The 17,633-nt window shown below is 51.4% G+C and carries 20 protein-coding genes and 2 pseudogenes; all 22 read right to left on the bottom strand.

Annotated features, from left to right (window positions below; translation table 11 throughout):
- Positions 1-3 precede the first annotated feature (3 nt).
- Complete coding sequence (locus G614_RS0109775) at positions 4-1,053, bottom strand: amidoligase family protein (RefSeq protein WP_002587140.1); 1,050 nt, start codon at positions 1,051-1,053, stop codon at positions 4-6.
- Positions 1,054-1,067: 14 nt separating this feature from the next.
- Positions 1,068-2,948, bottom strand: coding sequence for a VirB4 family type IV secretion system protein (locus tag G614_RS0109770; RefSeq protein WP_002587139.1), 1,881 nt, complete (start codon positions 2,946-2,948; stop codon positions 1,068-1,070).
- 17 nt (positions 2,949-2,965) lie between these two features.
- A complete protein-coding gene (locus G614_RS0109765; RefSeq protein WP_002587138.1) occupies positions 2,966-3,181 on the bottom strand; it encodes a hypothetical protein in 216 nt (71 codons plus the stop codon).
- 55 nt (positions 3,182-3,236) lie between these two features.
- Positions 3,237-3,845 (bottom strand): annotated as a pseudogene (locus G614_RS34335) (hypothetical protein).
- A complete protein-coding gene (locus G614_RS0109755) occupies positions 3,827-4,090 on the bottom strand; it encodes a hypothetical protein (RefSeq protein WP_002587136.1) in 264 nt (87 codons plus the stop codon). The pseudogene G614_RS34335 and the gene G614_RS0109755 overlap by 19 nt, the downstream one beginning before the upstream one ends.
- Before the next feature lie 68 nt (positions 4,091-4,158).
- A complete protein-coding gene (locus G614_RS0109750) occupies positions 4,159-4,506 on the bottom strand; it encodes a hypothetical protein (RefSeq protein WP_027641810.1) in 348 nt (115 codons plus the stop codon).
- Between the two features lie 114 nt (positions 4,507-4,620).
- Positions 4,621-6,543 carry a DNA cytosine methyltransferase gene (locus G614_RS0109745; RefSeq protein WP_002587134.1) on the bottom strand — a complete coding sequence of 641 codons (1,923 nt, stop codon included), beginning with the start codon at positions 6,541-6,543 and terminating at the stop codon, positions 4,621-4,623.
- A 2-nt stretch (positions 6,544-6,545) separates the two neighbouring features.
- Entirely contained in the window at positions 6,546-6,908 is a 363-nt protein-coding gene (locus G614_RS0109740; RefSeq protein WP_027641809.1) for a DUF4406 domain-containing protein, read from the bottom strand.
- A 16-nt stretch (positions 6,909-6,924) separates the two neighbouring features.
- Positions 6,925-7,827 carry a conjugal transfer protein TrbL family protein gene (locus G614_RS0109735; RefSeq protein WP_002587132.1) on the bottom strand — a complete coding sequence of 301 codons (903 nt, stop codon included), beginning with the start codon at positions 7,825-7,827 and terminating at the stop codon, positions 6,925-6,927.
- 47 nt (positions 7,828-7,874) lie between these two features.
- Complete coding sequence (locus tag G614_RS0109730) at positions 7,875-8,303, bottom strand: hypothetical protein (protein WP_002587131.1); 429 nt, start codon at positions 8,301-8,303, stop codon at positions 7,875-7,877.
- 15 nt (positions 8,304-8,318) lie between these two features.
- A complete protein-coding gene (locus G614_RS0109725) occupies positions 8,319-8,852 on the bottom strand; it encodes a DUF4259 domain-containing protein (RefSeq protein WP_027641808.1) in 534 nt (177 codons plus the stop codon).
- 15 nt (positions 8,853-8,867) lie between these two features.
- Complete coding sequence (locus G614_RS0109720) at positions 8,868-9,203, bottom strand: DUF3852 domain-containing protein (RefSeq protein WP_002587129.1); 336 nt, start codon at positions 9,201-9,203, stop codon at positions 8,868-8,870.
- A gap of 100 nt (positions 9,204-9,303) precedes the next feature.
- Positions 9,304-9,768: a hypothetical protein gene (locus tag G614_RS0109715; RefSeq protein WP_027641807.1), complete on the bottom strand. Its 465-nt coding sequence runs from the start codon at positions 9,766-9,768 to the stop codon at positions 9,304-9,306.
- Between the two features lie 12 nt (positions 9,769-9,780).
- Positions 9,781-11,371: pseudogene (locus G614_RS27205) on the bottom strand (hypothetical protein).
- A complete protein-coding gene (locus G614_RS31185) occupies positions 11,314-11,910 on the bottom strand; it encodes a hypothetical protein (protein WP_242828051.1) in 597 nt (198 codons plus the stop codon). Before G614_RS31185 ends, G614_RS27205 begins: the two are co-directional and overlap by 58 nt.
- Before the next feature lie 162 nt (positions 11,911-12,072).
- Positions 12,073-12,633, bottom strand: a complete 561-nt coding sequence (locus G614_RS0109700; RefSeq protein ID WP_002587123.1) for a hypothetical protein — start codon at positions 12,631-12,633, stop codon at positions 12,073-12,075.
- A gap of 13 nt (positions 12,634-12,646) precedes the next feature.
- The gene (locus G614_RS0109695; protein WP_002587122.1) at positions 12,647-13,054 is read right to left on the bottom strand and encodes a DUF4320 family protein; all 408 of its coding nucleotides are present in this window, start codon (positions 13,052-13,054) and stop codon (positions 12,647-12,649) included.
- Complete coding sequence (locus G614_RS0109690; RefSeq protein ID WP_027641804.1) at positions 13,048-13,341, bottom strand: hypothetical protein; 294 nt, start codon at positions 13,339-13,341, stop codon at positions 13,048-13,050. Before G614_RS0109690 ends, G614_RS0109695 begins: the two co-directional genes overlap by 7 nt.
- 15 nt (positions 13,342-13,356) lie before the next feature.
- Positions 13,357-14,229, bottom strand: a complete 873-nt coding sequence (locus G614_RS0109685; protein WP_027641803.1) for a hypothetical protein — start codon at positions 14,227-14,229, stop codon at positions 13,357-13,359.
- Positions 14,230-14,233: 4 nt separating this feature from the next.
- A complete protein-coding gene (locus tag G614_RS0109680; protein WP_002587119.1) occupies positions 14,234-15,163 on the bottom strand; it encodes a type II secretion system F family protein in 930 nt (309 codons plus the stop codon).
- On the bottom strand, positions 15,160-16,827 hold the full coding sequence (locus G614_RS0109675) for an ATPase, T2SS/T4P/T4SS family (RefSeq protein WP_027641802.1): 1,668 nt from the start codon (positions 16,825-16,827) through the stop codon (positions 15,160-15,162). The genes G614_RS0109680 and G614_RS0109675 overlap by 4 nt, the downstream gene beginning before the upstream one ends.
- Positions 16,821-17,633, bottom strand: a complete 813-nt coding sequence (locus G614_RS0109670; protein ID WP_002587117.1) for an AAA family ATPase — start codon at positions 17,631-17,633, stop codon at positions 16,821-16,823. Before G614_RS0109670 ends, G614_RS0109675 begins: the two co-directional genes overlap by 7 nt.

The following is a 17,633-nucleotide window of genomic DNA, read 5'->3' as shown; positions in this document are numbered from 1 at the left end:
CCTTCACATAGACATGGTAAAAGCCGGGGCTTCTGCCTCGGCCTGTTCTGCTTCTTCCGGTTCCATAACTTCCTCCTGTCTTTCCTCTGACTGCCGGAGGATCTGCTCCCGTTCCTCTTCTCTTTTCTGTCTTAACCGTTCCTTTTGTGCTTCCGCCTGTGCTGGATCCCGCCACGCAATACAGCCGGGCAGATTTGCCAGCAGATGCTGACGGGCAGTGGCAAACTCATCCCCATTTAACCCAAGCCGGAGCAGCCAGGTGCGGAAGGTATACTTCTCATTAGTGGTCTGTGTCTTGCGACGGCTGGCACATCTCTGGTTCAGAGCCTGTGCGCCGATTGCCAGACAAAACTGGATATACGCTTTGATCTTCCCGGCATGAAGCGTCCCATTAAACAGACGGAATTCCACAGTCCCTTTCTGAAATACACTGTGAAGGTTCAGGCAATGATAGCGGCTGTCATCATAATGGGAATAACTCCTGCTCTCCCCGTCATACCAGATCCGCTCTACTTCTGCCATGGAACGGGGCTTTCTGGCATTCAAGTCATCCAGAAAACGCTGTTCCACCTTCCTGCAATAGCTGTGCTCGCGTGATACAGAAACTTTCAGAGCCTTATAAATCAAGTCCTCTTTCGCAGCCATGATGTTGGTAATGTTCCGCAGGGTTCTTGCATCAAAAGGGGAGGCATCGATATGCACATGGATGCCGCAGCTGCTATTGGTAATTGCCCCGGCTTCTTTCAATTTGCGGATAATCTGCTGGATCGTAACGATATCTTCATACCGGCAGATAGGACTGACCATCTCTGTCTTATATGCATTATCTGCCATCACCTTACGCTCCCCTACTTTCCGCTGTGGGGTAATACTGCCATCACTCATAAATTTCCACTGACGCCCCTGACTGTCAATCGCGGCATAGGTATTATAATGAGTCCCAAGATAACGGACTGATGTGCCAAAGTATTGGGCTGTTACCTCAGCTGCCATCTGTCTGGTAACGCCGGTCATTTCAATCTCTATGCCGAAACGCTGGTCTTTCAGATCCATGTGCCGTCACCCCCTTATCTGCCGCCCGCTTTACCAAACAGTTTCGCTTTATGCTCCGGTGCATGGACCATCAGGTTGTAGCGTTCATTGCCGCATTTATAAAGGCACACGCCTCTCTGTGGGTAGCGGATCAGGTTATATTCACTGTCCTCCAGTTGCAAAGTATCCGTATAAAACTTGGCATCAATGCTTCCGGCATTGAATAAAAACTGATGGGTAGGGATGGAAAACAAAGGCTTTGTATACTCACGGACACCTTCCAGATTGAAATCCTCCAGGTTCTGGCTGGCGATGATAACTGCCGAATCCTTTTTGCGGACACGCTTTTCAAAGTTGCGGACATACTCCACTGCAGTCAGGTTCGACAAAAACAGATAGAACTCATCCAGGCTGGCCACCGTATTGCCCTCAGTCAACAGTTCGTTGGACATAAAAGATAGCGTGTTAAACAGCAGGGAATCCTTCAGGCTCCTGCTGGCCTGCAGAAGCCCTTTGACGCCAAAGGTTACAAAACTGGAATCCGTGATATTGGTATGACCGTTAAAAAACTTACTCTCAGAACCCACGCACATGGAGTTTAATCCCAGCAGGATGCTCTGGAGCATTTCAGCTGTATAGAGCTGTCGCTTCTTCTCATCAAACTCTTTATATTCCTTCTCAATCAGGGTATATAAATCCGCAAGGACAGGGTATTCCTGCGGTCCCAGCCGTGTAAAGTCTGTCTGGTCGGTCATTCCCCATCCGGCATACAGCTTCTGGAGCATAATCTCAATCACATCAATTTCCCGGTCACTAAAGTCCTTATAGGTGCGGAAGAAATCCTTTAAGAAGCTGATATGCTGGGAAAGCCTGGCCCGGATGCGGAAGGTCTGGGGAGCCTCCATGTCCTCCGGGCTTCCCGCATCATCCCATATTTTCGGTTCCAGAGGATTGATCAGGTACTCGCCGGACATCAAATCGATAAAACAGCCGCCCAGATTGTTGGTCAGATCCTCGTACTCCATCTCCGGGTCAAGGGCGCAGACCTTCATGCCTGCCTCCCGCATATTGGTCAGCAGGAGCTTCAATAAATAGCTCTTGCCCTGACCGGAGTTTCCAAGGATCAGGATATTGGCATTGGTCTTATCATCCGCCCGGCGGTTGAAATCCACCAGCACGTTGCTTCCAAACTTATCCCTGCCAATATAAAATCCATGTGGATCCGTCTTGCCGCTGTAGTTAAAGGGATACAGATTTGCCACGCTGCTGGCCGGCAGCACACGCTCGAACTGATCCCGGAACAGATTAAAGCCGGTAGGCATGACGCACTGGAATCCCTGTTGCTGGCGCAGCATCAGCCGGTCTACGTTCAGCTTGGAGCGGATCAGCTCTGTCAGCACCTCCGTCTGCAGTAATTTCAGCTGATCCAGGTCATGGGCGCACAGTTCCAGATAAACCGCCGTATGCAGAAGCGGTTCCCGGTTCCGGTGCATCTGCGCCACAATCGTAGCTACGTCCTGCAGATTGGATTCTGCCTGCACCGTCTGCTGTAAGTCGTTTGTATTGCTCCTGTCCATGCGGTTTTTATTGGCGGCGTTGCTGATGATCTTCTTTTCCTCCACAGGAGTCACATGGCGAGTATAAATCCGCAGGGTAACACCGTCCTTCTCCCCCAGATGGGACAGGATTGCCTGCTCATCCGTGGCTGTGGGGTATTCTCTCAGCGCCCACACACAGCGGTAAGTGTTGCCGCAGATGAAATGGTCGGTTTCAAATTTAATGACGGAGGGGGCGATCATATCCAGAAAGGTCTGGATACGCACATCCTCCGGGGATGCTGCCTGGGCAGCTTTCGTTTTTCTCAAATAGACACCTCCTGTATTTTGCGCATACAAATACCGGATACATTTCTGCATCCGGCACCTGCTCATAATTATTTGGTTTCTTTTTCTGATGATTCCTTTTGTCGCTGTTCTGCAAGAATGGTCTTTGTTTCCTCCAGCGTCAGTGTACTACCGGATAGCGCCATAGAATCATAGATAAATTGATCCTCAAATTCTTGTTCCATATGCTCCAGCAGTTCTCTTGATATTGTTTCCTCTTTCTGGTCAAACAGTTCTTTCTTGTGCTGCAATCTCTCATAGTCCATAGGTTATCCCGTCCTTTCAGACACAAGATACCATAAATCAGCACACTTTGAAACCTTAATCATCCGGGATAATCCAGCGCTCGCCATCGAAGTCCTCAAAACGTTCCGTTGTGACATTCTGCTCATAATAAACAGCCAGAATCCGCTTGATATCCTCGCTGTCCGCCCGCTTTACGGAGAATCCCTGCTCCTTTAGGGATTTCTCAATACGAGAAAGATAGGGAAGCACCTCGGACTCCTTTTCTCCCCGAAGACGCACAATGATGAGAAATTCGCGGGCTGTTGCCATCTGTACCTGAATACGGTCTAAGTGAGTCTGGTCTTTCTCCAGAAGCTTTCACACAATGGGATTGTCCTCCTGTTCCATCCGTGACCGCAGGAAAGACTTGTTATCCTCGAAGCTCTCCCTGCTGTTTAAGCACAGCATTTCAATCTCGGCTACGCCTTTCAAAACCGTCATCAGCGCATAAATCCTGGCGCCAACACTGGCCTCCGACAGCACAGAAATGTTTGAGGGTTTCACAATGAAATACACCAGCTCGCCTTCCTTATAGGTCACAAGGCTGTAATCAGTGATTGCCATGGCTCCGATGAGCTGACGGGTGGAGGCTTTCTGCTTCGCCTCTTTCTTCTCTGCTTTTCTGCTCACGCTCCGTACCTCCATTCAAAAAGCTGTTGCCTGGTAAAGAAAAAACCGCAGGCATATCTGATAAAGTCCATGATGCTGGTATCCTCAAAGCGGATCGTCAGAAAGGCATAAACTGCCGTCACCACAATGGGCGGAAAGAAATTTGCCTGTGTCAGTGCAAGGATCGATACCAGCGCGCACACACCGATGATGCCGATATCCCGAAGCTGCCAGATCCACAGGGTTGCTTTGGACTTCAGGTTGTCAGGGTAAATATACATAGCTTGCTTCACCTCCAAGGAAGAACCGCCAGGGCTTTTGGCTCTGGCGGCTTTAGATGGTTTTATAATTATTCATTTTCTGTTCCTGCTTCATCCGGCTGCTCGTTTCCTCCCGGCTCTGCCTGGTCTGCTTTCTGTGCCAGCGCCTGTTCAATCAGACCGATGACAAACTCTTTCTGGCTCTGTCCTGTAAGTTTTAAGTGTTCTTTAATCCTTGCGAACAGTTCCTCCGATACCTGAAATGCCAGTGTCCTTGTTCCGTTTGCCATAATTTTTTCCCCTTTCTCAAAGTGTTCTTTGATGATCATTTCGACATACTCGTTCAGCTTCAGCCCCATCTGTTCCTGTTCCTCACGCACTCTGGTGTGGACTTCTTCCGGAATCATGGCGCATAAATTTTTACGTTTGATTTCCATAAAATAAGGCTCCTTCCTTTCTTTTTTGTACCCCAAGTATATCGACAATGTGATGGAATAGCTATGACCATACCCAACAAGGATTGCTTCCGAAACGAAGCAGATGTACCAATGTTATAGAAAGTCAGGGCATTCCTCCCTGATCCTGCGTAAAAAGTAAGCGATGCCGCGCAGGACAAAGTCCACACACGGAATCGCTACACTGTTTCCCAATGCTTTATAGCGGGCGCTGTCCGAGGCACTGGGGATATCCGTCCAGCCATCGGGAAAGCCCTGAAGCCTCTCACACTCCAGAGGAGTCAGGCGGCGGATCAGGTTCCGGTTCTCCACAACACACTTGTCCTGATCTACATACTGGTTATTGATCCCTTTGCCATCATCCATGCACAGCGTGCCAACGATCTGTTGATAAGGCTGGGCAATCAGGTCTGTGGCATCCTTATGCTGTCTGGCACTCTGTGTGGCAGACACTTCGTTTTCTAAAAATTCATCACTTCTCTGGCGGGAAAATACCGCATGACGGTCCATCCCAGTCAGTGTATAAGCGATATCCGCCTGAAATCCAAACCCGTTCCCTCCGTTCTCCGGCTGGCGGTCTATGATGTTCCCTGCGATACAGAAGCTCTCCGCCTCCTGCGAAACCAGCGGGACATTATTTCCTCCCGTCCCATAGCGGGCGGACATGGTGGGGGCAACCGCATGGGGACCCGTGTACCGTGAATCGATACCATGGTTTTCAAACAGTACCGGCTGGTTGTTTCCACTCATCCCTGCTGCTGCGGTAATGGCCGGACACACACCAACGCCAATCTCTGCACCTCCCTGCTGGGTAGCCAGCACCAATGGCTGATGCCCATGCTCCTGGGCGCGGAGCGTTCCGGAAACATCTTCTGAACATTCCATTACGCTGCCGCCCTGATCGTTCAAGCACAGAATACAGGGATACCCCTGCCCTGCCTGTCCGCTTCCACCGCAAAGAGATGTGTGAACCTCCGGTGTCAAAAAACAGTCACCGTTTCCTTTGCTTATCACACCCGCCGTATATGTCTGCGGCACCAGCGGCGGATGCCCGCCCATGCCTGCCCGCAGGGTGGGTGTTACTTCTTCCAGCACATCCAGCCGTTCTCCGCCCTGATCGTTCAGACATAGCAGAGGCTGCGTGTCTTTTTTCTCTGAGATAAACGTCTGCATCTGCATATTTCGGGTTGCTAACAGCGCACCGGAAACACCGCCCAGGTCGATGGTTTCCTCTCTCTGGTTGATGTGAAACGCAAAGATTTCCCTGTTTTCTTTTTCTGCTGTTATGCCTTTTGCCCCGACTGTATCATCAGGGCTTCCCTGAGCTGGGGCGGCAGTTCCTTGCCCCTCTTTTCCGACCTCCGCAGGATTCCCAAACAGGCTTTCCTGCTTAAATAATATTTCAGGTGCGGTGAGTCCTCCAAAATCTGCGACAAGGAAGATACGACGGCGACGCTGGGCGACTCCCCAGTATTGAGCGTCGAGTACTCTCCAAGCCAGGCTGAAGTGGTTTCCCAGAATGATTCCCCCAGCAGATTCCCAGCGCCCGGAGTCAGGTCGAGGAACATGACAGGCGCCATCCTTAATGCGGACAATTTCTTCGAGGACCGCCCGGAAATCTTCGCCTTCTGCGGAAGAGAAGGCTCCGGGGACGTTTTCCCACACCATGTATCGAGGTCGAACAAGGTGAGCTGGTACATTTCTTCGCTCATCTGCATCCCTCATTTCTTTTACGATTCTTACCTGTTCCATAAACAGGCCGGAGCGTTCTCCCGCAAGCCCCCGGCGATGCCCCGCCACCGATAAATCCTGACAGGGCGAGCCGCCGCAGATCACATCCACAGGCGGAAGCTTCCTGCCATCCAGCTTCGTGATATCCCCCACATGGGTCATGTCCGGGAACCGTATCCTGGTTACCTCCATGGGAAACGCTTCGATCTCGCTGGCCCATACAGGTGTAATCCCATAATGGGTGGCTGCCAGCGGAAACCCTCCGATCCCATCGAACAGGCTGCCCATCGTCAGCATCCCATCACCATGGCATAGTTCTGCTCCGGCACTTCCAGAGAAATGTTAGGAAGCCTGCGTACCGGAATCCCCATCTGTCCGGCGGCGAAAATCTCTACCTCCATCCCCTTTGAGATGTGCATCCCGCACACCCACAATTCATCGCAAGCTTCCAGCACCCGCAACCCCATTTGAAGTCCTACTTCACGCTCCGCATGGATACCATCGTCCAAAAGCTGCGGATACAACAGATGCACCGCAATGGGGGTTGCCCCCTGCTCTATGGCATAGCGGCAGGCTGCTTTGGCAAACCGCACATTCTGCTCCACATCCCCTGCATAGGGGGATGCGATATAGACCAGTTTGTTATTGCTCAATCTGTCACCACCTCTCTTATTTTGCTACCGTCTGCACAATGGTTCTGGTTAAATTAACCGCACCCTGTGCCGCATAGACCGCTCCCATCACATTGGCTCTGGTGGTGGTATCCAGACCGAACTGCCCCGCAATACGCGGAATTTCTCCGGCTGAAAGCATCAGTCCCAGCCCCAAAAGCGCCTGATCCTTGACCACCATCAGCCCGGCAACCAGTACCGTTGCCTGTAAAAATGCGGTCAGGCACAGACCGATGACCTGCTTGCTCCAGCTGACAAAACCGTCAATATAGCCACGCGGCACGCTGAACATATACAGGCTGCCAACCGCAATCTGGATCAGTAAGATACCGCCCCGTTTTAAATTGGCGAAAAACACCTTGATAATGGCATAGCCCATGAGAATCAGGATGAATATCATCAGTACCGGGCTTGTAATGCTGGTCAGCCCGCCAAATACCCCGGAAGTGGCTGCAGCCTCCCAGGTACCTGCATCCTTCAAAGAATTCACAATGCCTGCTGCCACGGTTCCAAAATCGTCTCCCAATCCGGTGATGCCTGCCGTGAAGCTGCCCTGCAGTGATACGCATAACTTATAAAGTTCCACTGGTGCTGTAGTGAACAGGCTGACTGCCAAAAAACCTTTGATGGCATTGAGAGCGGTTTCCTTCACGCTGCCGCGCCCGGTCTGGTAATCAATTCCACATTCGAACACCGCCACCACAAGCCCTGTGACATAGAGCGCCCACGCCAGATAAGAAAAAAACAGAACGATTGACTGCACCCAGCTCATTGCGAACAGATCCGCTCCCATATTTCCCATCTGCATAAAGAAGTCGCCTAAAAATCCAACAATCTGGCCATAGATCCAGTCGATGATCTGACCAAGCACCGTTTCGGCAACAAAGTCCCATATAAACACTTACGTTCCTCACTCCTTCCCGGCCAGGATACTGGCCTTAAGAGCTGTCAGCACATTTTCTGCCCCATCTGCGGCTCCTGTACCGGTTCCCGGAAAACATCCAGATAAGTGCTGACCGCCTCTGTAAGCTGCCGATAATCTGCTTTTGTGGGCTGATACACATACCAGCTTACCTCTCCATATCCACTCCAGAGATGCGGCGCTATTCCGTCTTTAAAGTTCGGATTGCTGACCTGCTTCCTGCCCCACAAATCACAGAACCGTATTACCATGTTGTCAATCGGTCCTTCATTCCGGTTCAGTAACGTGACCTTCAGCCGGTCATAGTGATCTGCAACTCCACCTGTCTGAAAATTGATCTTTACCCGGATGTTATCCGTCAGCATGCCATAGCAGGTATTTCCAACGATACGGGTTTCCTCAAACACTTTGTTATTTCCAAAGAGCTTATGAAGCTCCTGTTCAAAAACAGTCATCACACACCCCTCCTGTTATCCCATGATCTGCCCATTTTCCGGCTGCTGTACGGTCAGCAAATCCATGGTATCTCCCGGCAATGCCAGAAGATTGTCCAGATGTTCCACCAGCGATGCCATATGCTCCTTCCATCTCTCCCAATCCTTCTTTTGAAACCAGCCGCCCCAGTCTCCTTTCTGCCTGGCATTTTCAACTGCACTCTGCAGCGTACCGGACAGATAATCCCTCAGCCATTGCAGTGCATCTTTCGATGCCTGAAAAGAAGTAAGGATGCCAAACTTCTTATCTTTGCCCACACCTTCATCCGGATAATCTAACCTGCTCAGGTCATGATCCATGAGCTGAAACATCATCTCAGCCAGTGCCATGGGGCTTGTATGGGATATCCCCTCCGACACATCCGCAGGACGGTTCCAGCTATCCTGCTGTAACCGTTGTATCACAGCATCCAGTTCCAGCTTCCCATCCTTTGGCAGGCTTCTGCGGATGCAGCACACCGCATCCAGACCCGCATCCGATTCAAAGGCTGTAATTCCCCAGCATCCCATTATTTTCTTCCTCCTTTACATTCCAAGAATCTGCCAGATATAAAGCGGGGCAGTCAGCGTAAACACTAGACAGGCGAACAGGATAGCGGGAGCCGCCCATTCAAACTGTCCATGTTTCCGATAATCAAAGTATGCGGTTCCAAGCTTCGCAAAAAAGAACACCGCAAGGATCAGGTCAATGGCAGGAAACACTACGTTGTCCACCACCGTCTTGATCTGCTGGGAAGCAGTATCCCAGGTTCCCTCAATGGCGCCCGCCACATCTCCGCTGGCTGCATAAGCAGGAACACCGCACACGCAGGTCATCAGCATAACTGCGCAGACGAGTAACAGAAGCTTCTTCATTTTCATTTAGGTTCTCCCTTCGTTTTTGATCGGGGAAAAAGAAAAGACCACAGAGCCGGTATTCGTTCCGGCTTTGCAGTCTTTGTTCTTTTTCTGCTGTTATTTGTTACATGGAAAGCACCTGCTGATGGCTCTGTTCTGCCAGCAGGAGAGCTATCTCTATGATTTCCGGATGGGGATAGAATTTCAGATTGCCCCGATATCCCAATTTTCTTTGGCTGAACACATGGGCGGCCTCTACAAGTTCCGGCGGGCTACCCGGCGGCACTTCCTGATTCCAGCGTACCCACTGACCGTTCTGATAGCGGGGTTCCAGCTTCAGAATCACATAATCCTCCGGCACAAATCTGGGGTAATGTCCCAGTATCCCGCCCGCCTTATAATAGGGCCTTCCCTCCTTCATAACCGTATCCCGCATCAGGGCCAGTGTATCCTCCAGAGACGTACACACCCAGCACTCTATGTCACCCATGCGCCGGATACGTCCGTCCTTAAGGATAGCGGGAACATTCTCCCGCCTGGTGTAGTGGTAAACAGATCCGGCAGGTTTATCCATTCTTTCATATGCCATAGACTGACCTCCTTACTCTGGAAACTGGGGTGCGATGTGCCAGTCACTCCACAGGTTTCCGTCAATCGTAAGGGCATCCGTCAGATTCATGGAAAGCATCCCGGCTGGTGTCCAGCAGTCAATCAGCCAGGTATAAGGCATATAGCTTCCATCCGGATACCAGATTGGTGTGAAATGGGTACGCCGGTTATAAGTGCTGTAGCGGTTTTCTTTAAATTCATGGGTCATATCGTAGCCGCCGCTCATCCGCTCAAGCAGCCTCCAGTATTCCTCATATTGAAATTCCGGGAAGTAAGTTACCGCATTCTGCGCCGCTGTCACTGCAGAACTCTGGCTGGTGCTGACGTGGGTGGTAACTGTTTCATTAAATCCATAGCCGGACTTCATCGTCCTGCCACTGGCTGTCGGGGATTTTTCATCCGGAATAATTCTCATATCTGCAGATAAGCTGGCACTATAGCGGTCAAAATCAAACTCCCACCATCCATGATCGCACCAATATCCGTCATCATCCTCATCTCCACTGTGCCAGATCCAGTCAGGCTGCCACCAGGGACGCCAGACACCCCAGCTTGCTGAAGTAACCTGCGGATTATCCGGCACTGCCGGTCTTGTAAATCCGTCATTACGATCATCAGCATTGGGATCCGGCGGAGGATTCTCATCCAGATCTACGATATTCACAAGAATGGTTCCGTCCGTGACAGATCCGCCTCCATGCACATTGACTGTGATCGTCATGGTCTGGGGCGTATCAGGCGTTGTCCAGCGTATCCACGCAAGCTGACTGTCTCCTTCCGGATAATACACATTGTTCACGGTATAGCTGCGACCTCCTACATGAAATGTGACAGATACCGGATCATCTGGATCACTCTGGCCTCCGCTCACATCCACTGCGGTAATGACCTCTGTGTTGGTACGGTACTCATAGTCATAAGTACTGACCTCTGGCGGTTCCGGAGGTGCTTCATTGAAGCGCACCACGCCTAAGCCCAGAGAACTCTTGATTTCCCTGTTGCTCCGGACACCGGATCTTGGGCCTCCCCACGCCGGATAGCCAAGGTCCGGCGTTTCCAAAAACATAGAGAGAGGCAGGTTCTGGAATCCAACCGTTGGAAGAACTGCCCGCACATTTCCGCTTGTCTGCTCATCATAAAGTGCTGCCTCGGTTGCTGTACAGGCAATCAGATTTCCCTGAAATTTTAAAAAGCTGATTGGCTCAATTAACAGCCGGTAATCCCCGTTTATCAAGGTATCAAAATCCATTCCTGTCAAGCCTGCAATGCTTCTGACTACCTGCTCATCTGTGAAATAACTTTTGATGGCTTCGATATTTGCCGCGCCAAGGCTTTTGGAACTAATGATCCGGGGAAGCGACTGAGCCGGATTCACATATTCATAAGCGCCCGTATTGACGGACAACGCTGTCCCCTGTGTATATGGCTTTGCTGACTTTTCCAAAAGAATACACAATCTTAGGCTTCTTATTTGTCAGGTCAACCGATCTTGTTACCACCGCCCGGTCCGCTGCCCGGATGACGGTTACCCGCACACCTTCATTTCCCGGCGACCAGCTGTTCTGACTGGTTCCCTGTCCCATGCCTCCACCACCGCCATCCAGATTTCCATCTCCTGACCATCTTTCGTATCTCCGGCCTGTGGCTCTCCAGGTGCTGGCTCAGTCTGGACCGGTGTTTCTACCTGTTCATGGTCTACCGGTTCCGGCGGGGTATCCACCACAGTCCCGTCTGGTTTTTGTGTCGGATCTTTCAGTACTTCCTCACTGGGAGCCGCCGGTTTTGTTGCCTCCGGTTGAATGCTCTGCTTGGTCTGATCGGTCTGGGCCGGACGGCTGTACACCGGCCTTTCTGTCTCCGCACCGGTTGTCCCTTCTCCGGTATCGGGGCGAATTACCACATCACGCTCCGTTTCATCCGGTTCTTCTTTGCTTTCCATTCCGCTTTCTGTTTTTCCGGGATCTATCTCAAGCTCCACATCCGTCTGACTCTCCTTCGCCATCTTATCCCCGGTAACCGGAGTTTTTCCAAACTGCATTGCGATGGCTGCCACCAATATCACTCCAAACACAATGCCTCCTGCCACAGTCAGGTTTCTTTTTTTCTTTTCTGTCCATTTCATATGCGCTCTCCTCCTTCTTTTCGGTATAACTCTCCTTGTACTTATGACAAGCTGCAGCATCTGCCGCCTGTCTGAAATCATGCTGCTTTTCTTCCTGTACACCACACATACTACATCATCGCCTGAAAGTCTACTAAATTCCCTGATTCTTCCCGAATCTTTTTAGAATACCTCAATATAACCTGCCTGAACCCGCAAAGTGATGTGCATGGATGGCAGGAGTTTTCTGCCAAATCGGACAGGAACTTCCAGCCTGATGACCGCCTCCGCTTCAAAACGCTGTGCATTTCCCGGATCAGAGGGCGCAAGAGGCGCATTGCGGAGCGTTACATTTAAATCCGTCAAGGCAAATTCTACAACATTTCCGCTGTCCCCTGCGAATTTCACATGACGCCCGCCGCTCTTTCTGGTCCCGAGAACCTCATCGATTCTGGCATAAATATCCCCTTCATCCAGCGTTTCCTCCCATTCCCCTTCTCCGTAAGGCATATATCCGCCTGAATATCCCTCCCGGACACCATGGTACACCCCGGCGTAATTATCATTTACCGTAGAAATGATGGCATCCTCCACTGCATCCCGGACACCGGCAGCAATAATCTGAAGCCGGAAATACTCACTGACGCCGCAAAAGATGAGCAGAAGTGACAGGGTAACGCCGATCACCAGGGGAAAAGATACTCCGCTTTTGTCTTTCAAAATGATTCTTAGTTTTTTAAGCAAGCCTGTCCTCACCTCACTTCCAGTAAACTTCGGATTTTCCGGTGGCCTGCGCCCGAAGCGTGATAGGAAACAAACCAAAATCTCCAAATAAACCGATGTTGGTCTGAAGTGTCAGAAAGACCGTCACTTCACTGTTCAGCTGTATCCTGCCGCCTGCCGACCATGTGATATCCGGGTCAAGACCTGTTTTTTCACGCAGAACAGCAGCTCTCCGGGAGGTTTCCAAACCAACCCTGCCGGAGATTTCAGCCTCCCTCACCAGTTCCGTGGCAAAGGTATCCAGCTGCTGTTTGGCAATAAACACCGGCAGCACCCGAATAGCCAGCGCCAAAACCAGCATGGCACACAGAACCAGCACGACCACATCCACATAGCCTTCCCCGCGTCTGCATCTGAGCTTATCTTTTAGTTTTTTCAGCACATCACCACCCCCTGTCCGGGAGCAGGCAGCTCCGGTTCCCTTTTCTGTATATAGTCCGTAAGCATATGACAGACAGCCCCGTCCCATTTGACATTTACCACGTTCTGCGCAAGCAGTTCCTCCGCAGATACCGTTATATCATATCCTGAAATACCGAGATGTGCTTTCATATCCTTTCCTTCCAAAAGCTCTTTTGCCTGCTTCGGTGTCAGAAAGACATAGCCGCCCGGTGTCATCATGTCAAAGCTGCTCTGTGGATGACTCTCGATCCATTCCTTTAAGCGCATCGCCTCTCTCCTTTCCTAAAACATTCCACCCAGACTGGTTACCGCTACATAAGCGATGATTACCAGATAGGTTAATAAAAAGCACATCAGCATGGCAAAAGAAAACACCCTGATTTTGGGAGGGATTTTCTGCGCCTGGGCTTTGAGCCTCTGCAGCTCCAGCTGTTTGAAGTCGTGGGCCAGCATCTGGAAATACACAGAGCTGTCATCCCCACGCAGCACTCCAATCAGTCCCCGCACCACGTCAGAAAGCATGGGGGAATTAAGCCTTGCCTCAAACCGGGTCAGCGCTGCCTCATAGTTGGAGGAGCGCATATCTGCTAACAGGATATCCAGCTCCCCGGTGAGGGCTGCCCCCGCATTTCCCTTAAAGCGTTCCAACATACCAATAACATTGCGGCTGGCTTTCAGTTCCTGCTCAATGGTTGCCACCAGCCGTGGCAGTTCCCCCTCGATCTCATCCCGTTTTGCCTTCAGCCGCTCATCTGCTTTCTGGCTTTCCTTAAAATAAGTGAGCAGAGACAAAATGATTACAACCGGCGACAAAAGAGGCAGGAGAAACACACAGGGAATCACGCCCAGAAGAATCGCTCCAGCCTTCACAAAGGCATACGCCTGGTACACCTCCGGTGTCAGGTTCATGCCGCTGGCCTTTAACACGTTGTGCATCCGGCTGCGTTTGTACTCATCCATGCGGATATACTTCGCCAGCCGCACTGCCACGGTCATCAGATAGGTTTCTATGGTTTTGGCTGCCTTTTTTTCCTGTTTCACAGTTCCAAGCATGGCCTTGGCTGTACCTATGGTGGGGAGCCGCAGGATGGATGCCGCCAGAAAGAACAGCCCCAGGGCAAGGAACAGCCCGAATAAAAATAACAGTCCCGTCATGGCATCACCTCCTGTATTCGATGGGATGGGTCAGCTTTACCACAAAGCTGGCCGAGATAAAAATAACCGCTGCAGTAACAGCCAGAATAATCTGTCCCAGCGGCGTGTGCATCAGAACATCGTACCATTCTTGATTGAGCAGGTGCATCAGCGGGATGTTGCCTACCACAAAAAACACCATGATCAGGAACTCTTTCCTTGGCTCCGCAACCAGATATTCCAGTTCTGCATTGACATTGCGCATATCGGAAAGTTTGGCTACGATAGGGGTCAGAGTAGTTTTCAGGCTGCGGTCATGCTGGCAGTCGCACAGGGCATCGCACCATTCCCGGAACACCTCATTGTCAATGCGGCTTTTCATGGTCCGCAGTGCCGCCTCCACATCTGGATTTACCAGCTTGATCTGCATCAGAAATTCCCGGAACACTTTGGAAACCGGAGGATTTAAGTAAGCGATATTCTCATCCACCGCTGTCACGATATCCTCTGTACGAAGATAGGCGGTGGTTACCACGGACAGGGCTGTTTCCAGTTCCGCAGCAATGTCTTTCTTATAGTGGTTGGCAGTCAGCTTCACATACCAGAAGGGCAGGAACATAAACCCCACCGCCAGAACCGGAGCCATGAAAAAATTGCCCAGCAGGATAGCGATGGAACCGCCTGTACAAAACAACGCCAGGGAAGCGGCACAAACCAGAGAAAAACGTCTGCTTCGCCCGGTCATTTCCAGCACCGCCTGTGCCTCCATGATTTCCCTTTTTAAGGGGCCGGCTTTCTTTCTGCCGGTTGAAGCCCGTATATCCTCCCGGATGCTGCTTTTTTTCCAGAGCAGGAATGCAAACAGACTGTCTGTAAACTCCACCGGCTTTAATCCGAGAATCAAAAAAGCGCCCACGATCATTCCTGCGCAGGCCAGTAATTGGATTGCTGTCATAGGGATTCTCCCTCCTTTCCGATGGTGCGAAGCTTTGCCAGCATCTCCTTTGGCATCCCGTTTTCCATCAGACGGCGGGCAAGGCTTTCCGAGATGGGATTCACCTGACAGTGCTCGCCGGTAATGATAAATCTGCCATCCTCAATCCGGTTCTCACTGATCTGATACTGGAACAGCGGACGAAACCGCCGGGAGCCATCAGCCAGAATCTCGCACTCCATGATCTCCATCAGGCGGCGCTCCTTATTTTCAAGCTGTTTACAGAACGCCACAATGGGATAGGCTTCCGTCACAAATCCCATCAGCGTGTCATCGCTCATATCTACCGCTCGTTTGCACAAAGATACCATACGCCGGTAAGTGGCATCACAGCTCATGGAATGGATGGTGGTGACCACCGCCACGCCGGTACGGGCTGCCTCCTGAGCGGCATTAGCCTCCGGTCCGCGCATCTCACCTACCACAATCACATCCGGATTAAACCGCAGGGCCATGTCAAGCAGTGCAATCTGATCTACCCGCTGGCGCTCATTTTCACTGTCCCGTGTCAGGGTATGGATGACAGAGTTTTTCACACGTCCTTTCTCATCCCTGCGTACCAGCGCCAGCTCACGGGAACCGTTTTCAATGCTGTAGATACGTTTGCTGTCCGGAATGGTTGTAAGTAACCACCCAAGCAGCGTGGTTTTTCCGGAGCTGGTGGCTCCTGCCACACATACCGAAATGCCATAGCGGATACATTCCGATAAAAAGTCCAGCATCTGTCCGGTGGCTGTCCCGCCTCTTACAAAATCCTCTTTTTTCATGCTCTGGGGATTGACGATTCGGATGGAAGTAGCCACCCCCACATCTTCATCCACAATGGGGCTTTTTAATACCGCAATTCTGATGTTCTTGGAAAGATGCCCAAGAACGCTTGGACTGGCATCATCCAGCACCATGCCGGATACATGAAGCATCCGGCGCACCACGTTGATGGCGTGTTCCGGGCTGTCAAAATGCTCCGTCAGCTTTTCTGTGATGCCTCCGGAGTACTGCACTTCCACATCGTCCCAGGCATTCACATCGATTTCCTCAATGCCCTCCCCATAAATGTACTTGGTCAGGAAGCCAAACTCCGCCATTTCGGAATAGATCCCGTCAATGAGCTGGTCGGTGGTCATCCCCTCCACAGCAATGCGGTGATCCTGAATATACTTTCCGGCAAAGCGGCGGATCTGTGCCTTCACCTCATCGGTGGTATCCTCTGTTACCAGACTGCTGTACTCTTTGGAAAGGTATGCCTGCACCTCCCGCAGTACAGAGGCAAACTCCCGGCTCTTATCTTCTGCCGCAAAAAACAGGTCGTGGGTGCGGAGTGTCCGGGCTTTTTCCGGTGCGGCCAGCCTTGGAGCCGGTGTATCTCTTTCCGGCAGCTTTGATGCTGACTGCTTTGGTTCTGGCTTTCTTATCTCAGACTGCTTCGGCTCTGCAGGCACTTCTTCCTTCTGCGCTACCGGCCATGTTTTTTCCCCTGCCGGATCGTCCGGGGTAATCTGCAGGTGTTCCGATTTTTTCCGGGCTTCCGAGAAAGATTCACTGCTTTCAAACAGCGGTTTTTCTTCCCGAACACATTCCTTAGAACCCGCTGAAAATGCGGCTTTGCTCCGGTTTTCCCCTAACATCCGAACACCTCCTTTGTGATGGCTTCCAGGTTTTTGCGATACCCGCGGCTGTCTTTTAAGCTCAGTTCCTTAAACAGATTTCCCTCCAGAACCTGTGCCGCCAGCTCCAGCGAATGGGGCAACTGAAAGGTCACACTTCCCAGCACCTGCTCGATGTGGTCGCTGGCTTCATTGGGACGCACGTTGCTTGCTACCTTATACTGCTTATCCGCATCCCACTGGTTTTCTTTGAGCAGGGGAAGCTGACTGGAGAGGTAGCTGATGGATTTTAAATCACAATTGACCAGCCGCAGCACTGCATCAGACTCCATCAGCGCAATGGCCGAGAGGATATCGTTGGCGATGTGGCTGCCACAGTCAATGATGATATAGGGGGCTATGCTTCGCAGACAGTCTAACAATTCCTCTGCCTGCTGACGCTCATAGACCGGATAGGTATATTCATTCTCGCCTTTTCGCATTCCAAGGATGGTCAGATGGCGGAATCTCTTATGGAAAATGCAGTTATGGCGCACCAGCGATTCCGACACATGGCTGGCAGCCAGGATGCTTCCAAGAGAATGTTCTTCCTCCAGATCTCCGGGCGGACAGATGCAGGGCAGCATGGGCGTGTTCATGTCGCATAAAAGCAGAGCCACATCCCGCTTCTGCATTGCCAGCCGCATAGCCAGTTTGACCGCTGTAGTGGTCTTGCCGGAACCGGGACTGCCCCAGACAGCCAGCATCTGGTTATCGTTTTCCGGTTCCATCTCCCTGTCTTCCCCACCGGCACTACGGCTGAAAATGCTGTTTTTCAAAAAGTTCAC

The sequence above is a fragment of the [Clostridium] clostridioforme AGR2157 genome, assembly GCF_000424325.1.
Classification (GTDB): Bacteria; Bacillota; Clostridia; order Lachnospirales; family Lachnospiraceae; genus Enterocloster; species Enterocloster clostridioformis_A.
Note: the sequence above shows the minus strand (reverse complement) of the source record. Positions and strands in the feature narration are given on the sequence as shown.

What these genes read in the sequence shown, in the direction of transcription:
- G614_RS0109775 (WP_002587140.1), bottom strand. Translation starts at nt 1,053, where the DNA reads ATGGATCTGAAAGACCAGCGTTTCGGCATAGAGATTGAAATGACCGGC.
- G614_RS0109770 (WP_002587139.1), bottom strand. Translation starts at nt 2,948, where the DNA reads ATGCAGAAATGTATCCGGTATTTGTATGCGCAAAATACAGGAGGTGTC.
- G614_RS0109765 (WP_002587138.1), bottom strand. Translation starts at nt 3,181, where the DNA reads ATGGACTATGAGAGATTGCAGCACAAGAAAGAACTGTTTGACCAGAAA.
- G614_RS0109755 (WP_002587136.1), bottom strand. Translation starts at nt 4,090, where the DNA reads ATGTATATTTACCCTGACAACCTGAAGTCCAAAGCAACCCTGTGGATC.
- G614_RS0109750 (WP_027641810.1), bottom strand. Translation starts at nt 4,506, where the DNA reads ATGGAAATCAAACGTAAAAATTTATGCGCCATGATTCCGGAAGAAGTC.
- G614_RS0109745 (WP_002587134.1), bottom strand. Translation starts at nt 6,543, where the DNA reads ATGGGCAGCCTGTTCGATGGGATCGGAGGGTTTCCGCTGGCAGCCACC.
- G614_RS0109730 (WP_002587131.1), bottom strand. Translation starts at nt 8,303, where the DNA reads ATGACTGTTTTTGAACAGGAGCTTCATAAGCTCTTTGGAAATAACAAA.
- G614_RS0109725 (WP_027641808.1), bottom strand. Translation starts at nt 8,852, where the DNA reads ATGGGATGCTGGGGAATTACAGCCTTTGAATCGGATGCGGGTCTGGAT.
- G614_RS0109720 (WP_002587129.1), bottom strand. Translation starts at nt 9,203, where the DNA reads ATGAAAATGAAGAAGCTTCTGTTACTCGTCTGCGCAGTTATGCTGATG.
- G614_RS0109715 (WP_027641807.1), bottom strand. Translation starts at nt 9,768, where the DNA reads ATGGCATATGAAAGAATGGATAAACCTGCCGGATCTGTTTACCACTAC.
- G614_RS31185 (WP_242828051.1), bottom strand. Translation starts at nt 11,910, where the DNA reads ATGAAATGGACAGAAAAGAAAAAAAGAAACCTGACTGTGGCAGGAGGC.
- G614_RS0109690 (WP_027641804.1), bottom strand. Translation starts at nt 13,341, where the DNA reads ATGCGCTTAAAGGAATGGATCGAGAGTCATCCACAGAGCAGCTTTGAC.
- G614_RS0109685 (WP_027641803.1), bottom strand. Translation starts at nt 14,229, where the DNA reads ATGACGGGACTGTTATTTTTATTCGGGCTGTTCCTTGCCCTGGGGCTG.
- G614_RS0109680 (WP_002587119.1), bottom strand. Translation starts at nt 15,163, where the DNA reads ATGACAGCAATCCAATTACTGGCCTGCGCAGGAATGATCGTGGGCGCT.
- G614_RS0109675 (WP_027641802.1), bottom strand. Translation starts at nt 16,827, where the DNA reads ATGTTAGGGGAAAACCGGAGCAAAGCCGCATTTTCAGCGGGTTCTAAG.